Annotated in this window: 14 protein-coding genes; 10 read left to right on the top strand and 4 right to left on the bottom strand. The window is 44.1% G+C overall.

The genetic code is table 11. The annotated features are described in order from the left end of the window. The 6 genes from ACT3TU_RS04385 (at window position 1) to ACT3TU_RS04410 (ending at window position 5848) form a co-directional block, all read left to right on the top strand. Window positions 1–459, top strand: a complete 459-nt coding sequence (locus ACT3TU_RS04385; RefSeq protein WP_192524194.1) for a c-type cytochrome — start codon at window positions 1–3, stop codon at window positions 457–459. A 43-nt stretch (window positions 460–502) separates the two neighbouring features. Then, window positions 503–1453 carry an AAA family ATPase gene (locus ACT3TU_RS04390; RefSeq protein WP_192524195.1) on the top strand — a complete coding sequence of 317 codons (951 nt, stop codon included), beginning with the start codon at window positions 503–505 and terminating at the stop codon, window positions 1451–1453. A gap of 294 nt (window positions 1454–1747) precedes the next feature. Next, complete coding sequence (locus tag ACT3TU_RS04395; protein ID WP_192528756.1) at window positions 1748–2785, top strand: DUF58 domain-containing protein; 1038 nt, start codon at window positions 1748–1750, stop codon at window positions 2783–2785. Continuing rightward, window positions 2782–4962: a transglutaminase family protein gene (locus ACT3TU_RS04400; RefSeq protein ID WP_192524430.1), complete on the top strand. Its 2181-nt coding sequence runs from the start codon at window positions 2782–2784 to the stop codon at window positions 4960–4962. The genes ACT3TU_RS04395 and ACT3TU_RS04400 overlap by 4 nt, the downstream gene beginning before the upstream one ends. Window positions 4963–5081: 119 nt before the next feature. Then, window positions 5082–5507 (top strand): PACE efflux transporter, encoded by a 426-nt coding sequence (locus ACT3TU_RS04405; RefSeq protein ID WP_192524431.1) that lies wholly within the window; start codon window positions 5082–5084, stop codon window positions 5505–5507. Window positions 5508–5557: 50 nt separating this feature from the next. Continuing rightward, complete coding sequence (locus ACT3TU_RS04410; RefSeq protein ID WP_192524432.1) at window positions 5558–5848, top strand: DUF4031 domain-containing protein; 291 nt, start codon at window positions 5558–5560, stop codon at window positions 5846–5848. Window positions 5849–5912: 64 nt separating this feature from the next. On the opposite strand, the gene ACT3TU_RS04415 is transcribed toward ACT3TU_RS04410, so the two are convergent. Continuing rightward, entirely contained in the window at window positions 5913–6431 is a 519-nt protein-coding gene (locus ACT3TU_RS04415; RefSeq protein ID WP_192524433.1) for a DUF302 domain-containing protein, read from the bottom strand. Between the two features lie 161 nt (window positions 6432–6592). Then, the gene (locus ACT3TU_RS04420) at window positions 6593–7507 is read right to left on the bottom strand and encodes a LysR family transcriptional regulator (RefSeq protein WP_192524434.1); all 915 of its coding nucleotides are present in this window, start codon (window positions 7505–7507) and stop codon (window positions 6593–6595) included. A gap of 196 nt (window positions 7508–7703) precedes the next feature. Here ACT3TU_RS04420 and ACT3TU_RS04425 point away from each other — a divergent pair, with 196 nt between their 5' ends. After that, the gene (locus ACT3TU_RS04425) at window positions 7704–8840 is read left to right on the top strand and encodes an S-(hydroxymethyl)glutathione dehydrogenase/class III alcohol dehydrogenase (RefSeq protein WP_225735162.1); all 1137 of its coding nucleotides are present in this window, start codon (window positions 7704–7706) and stop codon (window positions 8838–8840) included. Between the two features lie 250 nt (window positions 8841–9090). On the opposite strand, the gene ACT3TU_RS04430 is transcribed toward ACT3TU_RS04425, so the two are convergent. Beyond that, on the bottom strand, window positions 9091–9339 hold the full coding sequence (locus ACT3TU_RS04430) for a DUF2164 domain-containing protein (protein WP_192524435.1): 249 nt from the start codon (window positions 9337–9339) through the stop codon (window positions 9091–9093). 26 nt (window positions 9340–9365) lie between these two features. Continuing rightward, the gene (locus ACT3TU_RS04435) at window positions 9366–10040 is read right to left on the bottom strand and encodes a DsbA family oxidoreductase (protein WP_192524436.1); all 675 of its coding nucleotides are present in this window, start codon (window positions 10038–10040) and stop codon (window positions 9366–9368) included. A 344-nt stretch (window positions 10041–10384) separates the two neighbouring features. Here ACT3TU_RS04435 and ACT3TU_RS04440 point away from each other — a divergent pair, with 344 nt between their 5' ends. From ACT3TU_RS04440 to ACT3TU_RS04450, 3 genes are read left to right on the top strand one after another with little or no spacing between them, the layout of a single operon-like run. Continuing rightward, a complete protein-coding gene (locus tag ACT3TU_RS04440; protein ID WP_192524437.1) occupies window positions 10385–11047 on the top strand; it encodes a 2Fe-2S iron-sulfur cluster-binding protein in 663 nt (220 codons plus the stop codon). Then, window positions 11044–12036 carry an FAD binding domain-containing protein gene (locus ACT3TU_RS04445; protein ID WP_192524438.1) on the top strand — a complete coding sequence of 331 codons (993 nt, stop codon included), beginning with the start codon at window positions 11044–11046 and terminating at the stop codon, window positions 12034–12036. The genes ACT3TU_RS04440 and ACT3TU_RS04445 overlap by 4 nt, the downstream gene beginning before the upstream one ends. A gap of 2 nt (window positions 12037–12038) precedes the next feature. Beyond that, entirely contained in the window at window positions 12039–14459 is a 2421-nt protein-coding gene (locus ACT3TU_RS04450) for a xanthine dehydrogenase family protein molybdopterin-binding subunit (RefSeq protein WP_192524439.1), read from the top strand. Window positions 14460–14488: the final 29 nt, after the last annotated feature.

The raw sequence follows: 14488 nt of genomic DNA on the forward strand, positions 1-14488 counted from the left end.
ATGTTTATTACCAATAAGTATCAACTGTTAGGTATGTTTGCCGCGGTGTTATTACTCACTGCTTGTGATCGTACGCCACCTGATTATAGAGACCCTGTCACGCTACCACTTTATACAGAGGGCGATGCTGATAATGGCGCTCTTATCTTTCAGGACGCTTGCGGGCAATGTCATCAGCTGAATCCTGGGCTCAATAAAAAAGGGCCGCAGCTGATGAATGTTTATGGTGCGCCAGCGGCTGAACTAGAAGATTATACCTATAGTGAAGGCTTGCAAGCGTCAGGTTGGGTATGGGACGCTGAAACGCTTGATCCTTATATCGCCGATGCTGAAAAAGCCATGTCAGACTCAAAAATGTTATCAGACCCGATGCCAGATGCTAAAGAGCGTGCTGACGTGATTGCTTATCTATCAACGCTGCGTGCGCCCGCACCGATAGTAGAGGATGAGGCGAAGTAGTCTTTAATTATTATTCCCATAAAAAATGAGCAAATAACACTATATGACCCATGCAGCTACTGACTACTACCATAATCAGCAAAAAATCGCTCAATTGATGACACAGTTAAATCAAATCGTATTAGACAAGCCGCAGGTAATTAAACTGTCGCTTAGTGGTATCTTAGCTGGTGGGCACTTACTGTTGCAAGACTTACCGGGCATGGGTAAGACCACTTTGGCGCAAGGATTGGCTCAACTGTTAGGTCTACGTTTTAGCCGGGTGCAGTTTACCAATGATATGCTGCCGGCAGATATTTTGGGCATGAGTATTTATGATCAAAATAAGCAGCAGTTTGAGTTTCGTCCCGGTCCTATCTTCACCCAGCTATTGCTTGCTGATGAGATTAATCGCTCTAGCCCTAAGACCCAAAGTGCATTACTTGAAGCAATGGAAGAGCGTCAGGTGACGCAAGATGGGCAAACCTATCCCTTAGCGCAGCCATTTTTTGTGATAGCCACTCAAAACCCATTACAGCAAGCCGGTGTCTATCCGCTTCCTGAATCGCAGCTCGATCGGTTCTTATTATGTTTGTCGCTGGGCTATCCATCGCCGGCAGCAGAGCGCGAGCTTCTAAAAGGCCAGAATCGCCGTGAGTTATTAAAAGATTTGGACGCCGTACTTGATACAGAAGCTGTTTTATTAGCCCAGCAAGGCGTTAAGCAGGTTTATGTTGCTGATGTGGTCTTAGATTATCTACAGCGTCTGGTCGCAAAAACTCGTGCGAGCGCCGAGTATCATGGCCTATCACCGCGTGGCGTACTGTCGCTTCAGCGTGCTGCTCAGGCTCATGCTTATGTGTCTGGACACATGGAAGTGACGCCTGAAGATATCCAAGCGGTATTTGCAGCGGTCACGGATCATCGTCTTGGCCAGCGCTTTGTGCATGTGACGGGTGGGCAAGCCACGCAAACCATCGCGCAACGAATTTTAGCAGAAGTGGCTGTTGTATAGCTGATTCACTTTAAAACTGATACGAGTGCTACTGGAGTAAATTTTTCGCAGCCTCTGTCACGCCTGCGAACAGCAAGCAAGAAAAATTAGCACCAGTAGTACGGGATTATTGACGTGTCGATTTTATTTAGAACTGACTATACTTTAAAACATTAGCTATCTAAACTTTTCCATTTCACGTTCAATACCTAATTTCTAAACCTAGTTTTTAAAACCATATTTAAAATACGATTATCAACCCACTTCGCCGCATCTCATTGAGATGGCCAGTTCTATGGTAATGATAGGGTAATCATGAGTTTTTTACCAAAAGCCTTAACCGCACCAATCAGCTCATTGTTAAGCCGTTGGTTTGCCTCGCGAGCACCAAAAAGTGATAGCGCTACCCTTAATTTGCGTAACGTTTATATATTTTTTAGCCGTGAAGGGATGTTGTTTGCGGTGCTGTTGGTCATCACCTTTATCGCTGGTATCAACTATGGCAATAACTTGGTACTTGGATTGTGCTTTTATCTCGTCAGCGTTTGGCTCATCAGTTTTCATATAACCTTTGCGCATGTTTCAGGATTGCACGTTCAGCTGTTGGATGTGACCATGGCAGAAGCAGGCGCGCCTGTTTGGGTCACTTTGCAGGTACGTAACGATAGCACTCAGCCGCGACGGCAGTTGTTATTTCGCTTTGAGCAGGCTGTTAAAAAAACGAATAAAAAAGCCGATAAGAGACTTAAAGAGAGTGCTGATAATCAAGAATCAGTATTAGTCACACAGTTGCAAAGCGAGCAAGTTATTCGTTTGCCTGTTCAGGCTCATTCTCGAGGTCAGCTTGAATTGCCACGCTTAATCATAAAAACTGTTTATCCTTTAGGTATCATGCGCGCATGGTCATATGTGTATTTTGCGCGCACGGCTTGGGTCTATCCCAAACCTGAAGCCTTCGATTGGCAAGACCAATATTCTGCCGCCAGTTTGGAGGATTTACCGGTAGGTGGGCAATATCGGCAAGGTCAAGACGACTTTGAACGGCTGGATAACTATGTCGAAGGGGAGTCGCTGGCACGGGTTTCTTGGGGGCATGTGGCACGCGGTCAAGGTATGTTTACCAAGCATTTTGCCGATCCTGTTGGTCACGAACAAACCTTGGATTATGCAGATATGCCAGCGGCGCACCACGAGCAAAAACTTGCACAAATGGCGTACGGGGCAATGACACTGGGTCAGCTAGGTGTACCATTTAATATGCGCTTACCAAATGATGCTCATTCTGCTGCCACTATGGGTGAAGGAGAAAGCTTTGCGCAGGCTTGCTTGCTAAGATTGGCGAAAGCACCATGAGTAATTTCAAACGTTACCCTTCAAATGAGACAGTTGCCATAAGTCTTGCAAGCTTTGAGCAATTGGCATTGGGTCAGAACAGTAATGCCCATGCAGGCCTTGAAAGCAATAATAAATGGCATCGTAAGCTATTGGCACTACCTGCTTATTATTGGGTATTAATTACCCAAGTGCTCGTTATTTTACCGCATGCAGCGCATTTACCCTTATGGTTAATGGGCTTTGCTATCGTTAGTGTGCTTGCCCAGCTGCCCCTTATTAAAGCCAAATTTAAAAAAGGTCGTCGTCTAAAGCGTGTTTATCAAAGTATGCAAATGCTGGGCTTCTTATTAGGGCTGGCAGGGCTATGGCTGACTTATAATACAGCGTTTGGACTGGATATGGGCGTGGCATTTTTAGTGCTATGTCTGATTAGTAAGCTATGGGAATTGTATAAGCGCCGTGATGCTTATGTGGTATTGAACTTATCGCTGTTTGTACTTGCGGCGCTATTTTTGATGGATCAAGGAATTATTACGACTTTAGCAGTGATTGTTGGTGTGGTGATTGTGTTATTGGCGTTTATTGCGCTAAATGATGATGGCAATACTCGCGGGGATGGTCGCCTGCGCACTTTGGGAGTATTGGGCGTTGGTGCGTTGCCGTTATTAGTCGTGCTGTTTTTATTCTTCCCGCGTCTGCCACCGTTATGGTCAGTACAGCTATCAGGTCAACAAGCGACCACGGGCGTTTCTGACAGTATGTCACCGGGTGATTTTGCCAATTTAGGACAATCGACCGAATTGGCTTTTCGCGTCGAGTTTGACGGTAATCGCCCACCGCAACAACAGTTATATTGGCGTGGATTGGTATTTAGCAACTTTGATGGAGTGACGTGGCGTCCAAGTGCTAAGCAGCGCCAATGGCAACCTGCATTGCAGAGTCCGCCTTGGATTAAAAATGCAATTGAGACTATCCCTGATGAGGCGAAAGCAACGCCGAACAGCTATCAAATTATCTTAGAGCCCACTCAGCAAAATTGGCTGTTTGGACTCGATTATCCGTTTGCTCAGCAGCAAGATATCAGTATTACCTCAAACTTTACCTTATTAAAAGACCAGCCCGTCACCCAGCAGCTGCGTTATGATGTATTGCAGTTTGCGCCGATGCGTATTGATTCTAATCTCACTGAGGAATCAAGGCGTTTGAATCTTGCTTTACCTAACAACGGCAATCCGCAAGCACGAGCGCTAGCGAAGCAGCTTTTTGCACAATCAGGCTCAGACCCAGTTCGCTATATGGAAGCTATCGAGCGCTGGATTAATCAAACAGATTTCCGTTATACCTTATCACCACCACGGCTGAATAATAACCGCATTGACGAGTTTTTATTTGAGACCAAAGCGGGATTTTGTGAACATTACTCTTCAAGCTTTACCTTTATGCTGCGGGCGGCAGGTATTCCAGCGCGGGTGGTAGCAGGCTATCAAGGCGGTGAGCCGAGCCGTAATGGTAATGTCTGGGAGGTGCGGCAAATGGATGCGCATGCTTGGACAGAGGTTTGGCTTGAGGGTCAAGGTTGGATACGCGTTGACCCGACTGCTTTTGTTGCGCCTGAGCGTGTCGAGCAAGGCATGGAGGCGCTGACACAGGCACAAGGGGCTGCGATGTTTGGCGACGGGGCAGGTGCGCAAATTAGCTATCAACAGTATCAAGTGCTACAAACCTTACGCCGTTTGTCGGACCAAGCAAGCTACTATTGGCAAAAAGACGTCGTCGGCTATGATCAGGACAAGCAAGCAGATTCGCTATTGAAATGGTTTAACATCCGCTCAATCATGCAGCAAATTACTTGGCTGGCGATCAGTGCTATTACGATCATGGCTATTTTAGTCTTTATTATTTGGCAACGTCGCCGCAAGCGTTGGCACCCAGCAGACTTACCGCTTGCGCAATTATCAAAACGTATAGGCAAAGGTGATAAATCATTAGCACGCACGGATAATGAAGGACAACTGGCGTGGCTTGAGCGCTTAGCAGAAGCTATGGGTTCGAAAGCTGCTCAAGCAAAAATCGTGCAAATCAAGCAAAACTATCGTCAGCTACGCTATGGATATTTAAGCCCACTTGAAACTCGTGATAGTGAGTACCAAAAAGTGCTCAAGCAGCTCAAAAGAAATGTGCGTGAATTGCTTTAATGGTCGTTATCGAAAATATTGCTCAGTCAAAATAGAGCATAATGGCACGCAAATAATGCGAGCGATAAGAGTATTCAAGAAATAAAGTAGCTCGACAAACAAATCAATTAGGAAGTTTCATGCGTAACAAAAAAGACCGGATTCGCCATGCCTTAGGGTTTGAAATTATAGGTCTGCTTATCTTTGCCCCACTAGCAAGCTTAGTATTTGGTTTTGAGCTACATCTGATGGGAGTCATGGCGTTGGCCGGCTCTATCGTCGCCACATTTTGGAACTACTTTTATAATATTTTGTTTGACCGTGCCATGCTCAGGTTACGTGGTGTAGTACAAAAGACAGTTCTGATACGGGTGCTACATGCGCTGTTATTTGAAGGCGGATTGTTATTGTTATTTCTACCCGTCATCGCCTGGTATTTAAATATCAGCCTTTGGGAAGCATTTAAGATGGATATCGCAATGGCAACCTTTTATCTCATCTATGCTTTTATCTACAACTGGATTTATGACAAAGTATTTCCTATCCCTACAAGCAGTTATAGTTAAAATGCATCTACTATAGACTGTTCTATACAATAAATAAAAGGAGCGGCTATATGGCGATATATGTAGATTTTATGCAGATAGAATTTAAAGGCTATAAGTGGTGCCATATGCTGGCTGATACTTTGGAAGAATTACATGAGTTTGCGGCATACATTGAAGTAGATAAGCGCTTGTTCCATCGAAACGCCAGTTATCCTCACTATGACGTCACAGTACAAATGCGTGAAACAGCACTTAAACATGGTGCTATCCCTGCCAATCGTAAAAAGATTATCGAGTGTGCGAAGAAGCTAAAAGTAGAGTTAAATTGTCAAATAGAGCGTTCTGGTAATGTCGGATAAATGAATAAAAACCTAAAAAAGGTGGGTTATGCTTTTGCTAATCCACCTTTTTTATTTATAATTTTTATTTTGCGACGGCAGCTTTACTGACATTGTTAAGTGCTTTTGAGATGTTATCAATCTCACTATCGCAGCCTTTGATATTATGACGAGATTTTAAATATTCAGGATTGTTATAAGACAACCATACCCTTTTATCAGCACCTTCACTGATGAGAATTTTTTGTGGTAAATCAATGGCCACGCTTTGCTCGCAATTCATCAATGGCGTACCCGCTTTAGGATTGCCAAATATAATAACTTGCGTTGGTCTTAATGTTGAATTAACGCCTTGCGCATTTTTTTGATGGTCAACGCGCGCAAATACTTTCATACCTTTGCTTTCGATAATCGACGCTAGCTTATCAGCGGTATCGGTGACAGAATGATTACTTTGCAGGGTTATCAGCCCATTTTTAGTGTTGAGAGAAGTGGTTGTTTCTTTAACTGAAGTGCTGTCATTAGATGAACCCAAGATATTTTCAACACTGGCGCAAGAGGAAACGGCTAAAGCTAACGCTGCTATAGAAATAATTTTAATCATATGTAGTCCTTTTTTATGGTGGTCGTTTATCCAGCGAGTGATAGTTGGTAACATCAAATATTTATAGTGCGTCATCACATTGTGGGTCATCATACATCACATTGTGCCGTAATGAACCGTGCATAGTAAAGAGTAGCATGGCAAGACGCCTGCACAGATTTCTAGGCCAAACGCTCTGCTAGATAATCGACAAGCAGTCTAATCTTTGGCGATAAATGCCGGTTATGCGGATAAACAGCCCAAATGCCTTCTTCTGGTTCTCGATATTTATCCAATAAGCTAATGAGCTGACCGGATGCTAAGTGTTTTTTGACATAATAATCAGGCAACTGCACAATACCTAGACCTTTTAAAGCCGCATCGACTAGGCTATAACCACTGTTATATTGCACCGTCCCCGAAACTCGTAGGTTTCTTTCTTTAGATGCTCTTTGAGCATGTTTTCTAGTAATGTTTTTACTCGCTTCTTGATCATCTTCGATAAAGTGCCAATAATCACGCGTGCCAAGTAAGCAGTTATGTTGACTCAGTTCGCTCAGAGAGTGAGGTATGCCGTATTTTTCAAGATAAGCGGGTGCGGCACAGACAAAGTTAGTGCGATGACTGAGTTTTTTTGCCATCATCGTCGAGTCACTTAACTTACCAATACGAATCGCCAAATCATAACCGCCTTCAATTAAGTCAATCTTTTGATTGCTTAAAAAAGCCGTCACTTCGATATCGCTATATTGCACCATAAAATCATTTATTATTGGTAATAATTGCTGCTCACCATAAGTCACAGGCGCGGTCAGCTTAATCCTACCTTGCGGTTTTGATTGTAAGTTACTGACAGCTTGTTCGGCGGCATCTAAGCCATCAAGCACCCCGCGGCAATGCTGATAAAACACGCGTCCTTCTTCGGTGAGCGATACTTTGCGCGTGGTACGATAGAGCAATTTAACATTAAGTCGCTTCTCTAAAGCGCTAATCTGACGACTGACTTGTGCGGTAGAAATGCCCAACTCTTTTGCAGCGCGCGTAAAGCTCTCATATTCTGCTACGTAAACGAACTCGCTAATTCCATCCCAGCGCATGATTATTACCAGTGTGTAAAAGATATTTGCAAATATAGCATATTGTTATCCTTATAGAAAAAACTATAATGGTCAGTATAAAATCAAATGTTTTACAGACTGCTACAACTGTCGCTTGCCTCCATTCGGCAAGCAAGATAAGCTGAAGAGGTCTGTGTTTAACAACCAATAAAATACATTAAAAAGAGAGATAATGATGTCAGATAAATTTATCAAATCTAAAGCCGCCATTGCTTGGGGTCCAAACCAGCCACTGTCTATCGAAGAAGTGGATGTGATGCTGCCAAAAAAAGGCGAAGTACTGGTCAAGATTGTTGCCAGTGGTGTCTGTCATACCGATGCTTTTACCTTATCCGGTGAAGATCCAGAAGGTGTATTTCCAGCGATTTTGGGTCATGAAGGCGGCGGTATCGTTGAGCAAATTGGCGAAGGCGTGACCAGTGTACAAGTTGGTGACCATGTTATCCCTTTATATACCGCAGAGTGCGGCGTCTGTAAAATGTGCCGTTCAGGCAAAACTAACTTGTGCTCTGCGGTACGCGAAACTCAAGGCAAAGGCTTAATGCCCGACGGTACGACACGTTTTTATAAAGATGGTGAGCCAATTTACCATTATATGGGCTGCTCAACTTTTTCTGAATATACCGTTTTGCCAGAAATTTCTCTAGCTAAAGTCAATAAAGAAGCGCCACTAGAAGAAGTTTGCTTACTTGGTTGCGGCGTAACCACTGGAATGGGCGCTGTCATGAATACCGCAAAAGTCGAAGAGGGCGCAACCGTCGCCATCTTTGGTTTGGGCGGTATTGGTCTATCAGCGATTATCGGCGCAGAGATGGCAAAAGCCAGTCGTATCATTGCGATTGATATTAACGAAAGCAAGTTTGAGCTGGCTAAAAAACTTGGCGCGACTGACTGTATCAATCCAAAAGATTATGACAAGCCGATTCAAGATGTTATCGTTGAATTGACCGATGGCGGTGTGGATTATTCTTTTGAATGTATTGGTAACGTCGATGTCATGCGCTCAGCACTGGAATGCTGCCATAAAGGGTGGGGCGAGTCGGTCATCATCGGTGTGGCGGGCGCTGGGCAAGAGATTTCTACCCGTCCATTTCAGCTAGTGACTGGTCGCGTTTGGAAAGGCTCGGCATTTGGTGGTGTGAAAGGTCGTAGCGAGTTGCCAGGCTATGTTGAGCGTTATCTTGCTGGTGAAATCCCACTACAAGACTTTATTACGCATACTATGCCATTAGAGGACATCAATGAAGCTTTTGACTTAATGCATAAAGGTGAAAGTATTCGCTCTGTGGTACATTTTAAGAGTAAGACTTAGGTAAAATATCAAAGCTAGATAATAAAAATAAAATGCTGCTCCTAGCTGCTTATATAAGGGGCAGCATTTTTCGTTTTAATATGACTTAAGTATAGTCAGCTCTAAATAAAAGAAATACAGATATTATAACGCGCTACTGGGATAAATTTTTCTTGCTTGCTGTGCCTACGCAGACAGAGGCAGCGCAAAACTTATCCCAGTAGCACTGAATTTGTTTTATAGTGGATCGACTATAGCTTATACCAAACCATTAATCTTTTTTAAAACTGTGCATGTCCTCTAAAATAGCTGTAAATCGATCGTATAACCAAGGTTCATTATCATCAATCATTTGGTTGTATAAATGCGGACCTATCGTTTCGATAATGAAATCCAATAAAAACTTAGCCGGTAAATTACCGATATCAACGTCGAATTCATCGTTCATATAAACCCTCAGTTCGTCTAAAACGAGTGTTTCCGCTTCATCTGATAATGTCAGCAGTTTATCTTTGCTCATCTATGATAATCCTATTAAAAAAATATTTATTCTCGCATATTGGCCAATTGCTCTAAAATATTGACATAATTCTCTACACCTTGCGCGCCACTGACCAAATGCCGCTCATTAAAAACCATCGCCGGTACACTCTGGATACCTTGCTGTTGCCAGTGCTGCTCTTCTGCGCGCACCTCGGTAGCAAAACGCTGATCTTCTAATATGATTAGTGCTTGGTTACGATCGAGTCCAACCTCAGCCGCGATATCAGCAAGCACTTCGATATCGGAGATATTACGCCCATTGGTAAAGTGAGCGGTAAATAATGCTTGTTTTAAATCATGCATATGGCTTGGCTCTGTCTGATCTGCCCACTGCAAAAGCTGGTGCAGATTAAAGGTATTGTGCATACGCAGCTCATCAGTAAAATTAAACTCAAAGCCAACCTCAGAACCCACAGCTGTTATTTGGGCGCGGCTAGCATCAGATTCTTGCTTGCTCGAGCCATATTTTCCTGTGATATGTTCACGCATGTTTTGACCCTCGCTTGGCATGTTTGGGTTGAGCTCAAACGGGTGCCAGTGTATCTCATGAGCAGTATCGGTCTGCTTTAGTGCTGCTGCTAGTTGGCGATAGCCGACGACACACCAAGGGCAAACGACATCTGATACGATATCGATGCGTAGTGGCTGCTCTGATGACAACTGCTTTGAATTTTGCATATTTTTCTGCCTAATTTATTATTTATATATTTGTCTTTTATCTGGGCTGCTTTTTTTAGAGCTTATCGTGCAATACTCAATAAAAGCTAAGGCAATCAATACTAAGAGAAAGATGGCGTGATTACAATGTGCGCTAAGTTACCAATGGAAAGTGTTGACCCTAACTCTCGGTAACACTCATCATAAAGTGAGTCGAATGTGCATATGATTAAAAAACTACCCTGCAATGACTACAAAGTAAAAACAAATCGACATTTTTAATAAGACATAATAAATCAGTTAGCGCTATTTTAAAGGGCGTTTATTTTATCTCTTTTATGTTTTTCTGCCAGCGAGAAGCCAGCATGTCTACTTTGACGTTATCAATTAATAAGTTAGATTATCAGCTCGATAATCTTGATCCGCGCACGACCTTGCTCGATGTCTGTCGTCAGCATCTACAAATTACTGGACCCAAAAAAGGCTGCGACCACGGTCAATGTGGTGCCTGTACCATACTCATCAATGGGCGACGAGTTAACTCTTGTCTAACCTTGGCAGTCATGCATGACGGTGATGAGATTACAACGATTGAAGGTCTTGGTTTACCGGATTCGCTATCTGAATTGCAACAAGCCTTTAAAGACCACGATGCTTTCCAATGTGGTTATTGTACGCCTGGACAGATCTGTTCGGCGACGGCTTTGATAGAGGAGGTCAAACAAAATTGGCCAAGCTATGTGACCACCGATTTGCAAAATCCTGATGGGCTGCTGGTTCAAGAAATCTCTGAGCGGATGAGCGGTAATATTTGTCGCTGCTCTGCCTATCCAAATATTATCAATGCCATCTCGCAGGTTTTGGAGAATACAACAAAAAACGAGGTAGTGGACGGTAAGGCTTCTAAAGCGACGATAACGAAAGGCTCAACTGTCAGTGGTATTTGGTCTCCGCCGCCTAGCGAAGCGCAGCTCAGCAAGCCCACGCAAAACAAAGCCAGTACGACCGTATCAGGAGATCGCTCATGAAACGCTTTGAATATATCCGCGCTGATGCACCTCAGCAAGCAGCAGTTTCGGCCAGCCCAAAGGCAGCTTCGTTTATTGCAGGCGGTACCAATTTATTAGATTTGATGAAGTTAGAGATTGAAACCCCTATCAAGCTGGTCGATGTCGCTCGCTTAGAGTTGGGACAAGTAGAAACGACTGCTGATGGTGGGCTACGTATCGGTACGCTGGTCACCAATAGCGATTTGGCAGCGCACCCGCAAGTGATTGCCAATTATCCAGTATTATCACGAGCGATCCTTGCTGGCGCGACTGGACAGCTGCGCAATAAAGCCACCACGGGCGGCAATTTTTTACAGCGTACCCGTTGCTATTACTTTTATCAGACCGATAGTCCCTGTAATAAGCGCAATCCCGGTACTGGCTGTCCAGCTATCAACGGTGAGAATCGTACCCTTGCCATATTAGGTACTAGTGACGCTTGTATTGCTCAGCACCCCTCCGATATGGCTGTTGCGATGCGTTTACTCGATGCGACAATTGAAACGATTAAAGCGGATGGTGGCACACGAAAAATTGCGATCAAAGACTTTTATTGCCTACCAAAAGACACGCCTAGTATCGAAACTGTTTTAGAGTCTGGCGAGCTCATTACTCATGTGGTCCTGCCAGCGCCTATAAAAGGCAGCCACACTTATGACAAAGTTCGCGACCGCGCCTCTTATGCTTTTGCATTGCTATCATGCGCTGCCGTGATAAATGTTAATGATAAGGGTGATTTAGAAACAGTACGTTTGGCGTTTGGCGGTATCGGTACTCAGCCGTGGCGTAATGAAGCGGTTGAAGCCTTATTAATCGATACTAAAGGTGATAACGATACTATTGAGCAGGCGGCAGATTTATTATTAAAAGAAGCCAAAGGTCAGGGTCAAAATGACTTCAAAATACCACTGACACGCCGTCTATTAAAACAAGTTATTCAGCGCGCCTTAGCGGGCGAGGGAGCATAATTATGTCATTATTGGACTCAGTATTTGCATCAGAACCCACCAAAAAAATGACGATGAATGAACCCGTCGAAACCTTGTTTAACAAAACGGCAAGCAATTTGGTTGGTAAACCCATTAACCGTGTCGACGGTTCGTTAAAAGTCAGCGGACAAGCGCCTTATTCGGCAGAAATACATCGAGAAAATCAGCTATATGGCGTTTTAGTCAGCGCCAAGATTGCCAAAGGTCGAGTTGAAAATATCGATAGCAGCGCTTTAGAGAATATTCCTGGCATTATTAAGGTGGTGACTGATCCTAAGCACTTTTTGCGCAATGCCCAGCAAGGCGGTGCAACCAAAGCACCAACACAGGGCGCAAGTGAGATTTTTTATCATGGTCAGCCGATTGCAGTAGTGATTGCTGAAACCTTTGAAGCAGCGACCGAAGGCGCGAATGCTTTGAAGGTTAGTTATAAAGACGAAGCTGAACAAGCGGCCTTAAATTTTACCAAAGAACTTTCGAGTGCTCATGATGTCGATGAAAAAAACGGCTCAGATAAAAATGCCATAAAGGGTGACCCAGAGCAAGGACTTGCTGATTCTGCTGTAACCCTTGATCGTTTTTACCATACGCCAAGCCAGAGCAACTCACCTATGGAGCCGCACGCTACGTTGGCTTACTGGGAAGATGATAGGCTCATCATGTACACTTCAAATCAAATGATCGCCTCTTGTAAGCAGCAAGTAATGGATGCCTTGGACTTAACAAAAGATCAAGTGCAGTTGATTTCATATTTTGTCGGCGGCGGTTTTGGTAGTAAGTTGGGCATCGCCCCTGAATCGATTGCAGCGGCTATTGCTGCAAAAGAATTAGGTCGCCCTGTGTTGATTAGTATGACCCGTCCGCAAGTTATGGAAGCCACAGTAAGACGTTCAAATACTCGTCAGCGTATCGCGATTGGCTGTGATAAAGACGGCATTATCAATACCATGATTCACGATACGATTACCAGTAATCTACCGGGTGAGGCATTTTTTGAACCAACGGCTTTGTCTACTAAGTATTTATACCGTGGCGAAAACCGCCGCGTCAATTATAAAAAAGTAGACATGAACCAAGTACTCTCAGGCTCTATGCGCGCGCCTGGCGAAGCGGTCGGCATGATTGCCGTTGAATGTGCGATGGATGAATTGGCCTCGCAATTGAATATCGATCCCATTGAGCTGCGCCGTCGTAATGAGCCTGAGCAAGACCCGAGCCAAGATATTCCATTTTCGACGCGCCAGCTTACTGCCTGTATGCAACAAGCGGCAGAGCAGTTTGGTTGGGATAAGCGTAATGCCAAACCTGCCAGTCAGTTAGAGGGTGATTGGTGGATTGGCACGGGTATGGCAGCATCCGCTCGCGGTAATCAGTTAAAACTTTCTGAAGCGCGAGCAACCCTGCAAGTCGATGATACAAAAAAACTGGGTATCAAAGCTATTATCGAAACCGATATGACCGACATAGGTACCGGCTCTTATACGGTATTTTCGCAAGTCGCTGCTGATTTATTGGGCTTACCAATCGATCATATAGAGATGAAATTAGGCGATAGTGATTTGCCGCCTGCAGTCGGTTCGGGCGGTAGTATGGGTGCGGCAAGTGCCGGTAGCGGGGTTTACCTTGCTTGCGAGCAGTTACGTGACATGTTAGCGGAAAAAGTAGGTTTACATTCTGATAGCATCTGTTTCGATAATGGGCAAATCAAACAAGCAGGTCAACACAACTCTAACGTAACAGAAGCTGCTATTGAGAGCGTTAAAAATAAAGCTGAAGACTTAACAGATAAAGTCGCTGAAAAAACTGGTTTACCCTTACCAACAGCAACAGATAAAAAGTACGATTTTACCAGCTTTCACTCTTATGCTTTAGCCGACGTCGTCGCTGATTATGATGAGCAAAAAATTAGCGCTAAAGGACAAATAAAACCGGGTAAAAATGCTAAAAGCCATCGTCAGGCATCTTTCGGGGCCAATTTTGCAGAAGTAGCAGTACATAGAGTTACTGGTGAGATTCGCGTCAAACGTATGGTAGGTGCATTTGCCGCTGGACGTATACTCAATCATAAAACCGCGACCTCACAGTGTTACGGCGGTATGGTTTTTGGTATTGGATCAGCACTGATGGAAGAAGTCATCCATGACAAGCGTGATGGTCGTTTATGCAATCATGACCTTGCTGAATACCATATCCCCGTCAATGCAGATGTGCCGCAACTAGAGGTTATATTAGTCGAAGAAGATGATCCTTATACCAATCCCATGCACATCAAAGGCATAGGCGAGACCGCAATATCAGGCGCAGCGGCAGCTATTGCCAACGCTATATATAACGCAGTTGGCGTTCGAGTTTATGATTTCCCCATCACACTTGATAAGCTGCTTTATGAGCTGCCAGAGTAGATTTTGTAGTTGAACAGAGTAATCAAAGA

Origin of the sequence: Psychrobacter sp. AOP3-A1-26 (assembly GCF_052378235.1) — a bacterium.
Classification (GTDB): domain Bacteria; phylum Pseudomonadota; class Gammaproteobacteria; order Pseudomonadales; family Moraxellaceae; genus Psychrobacter.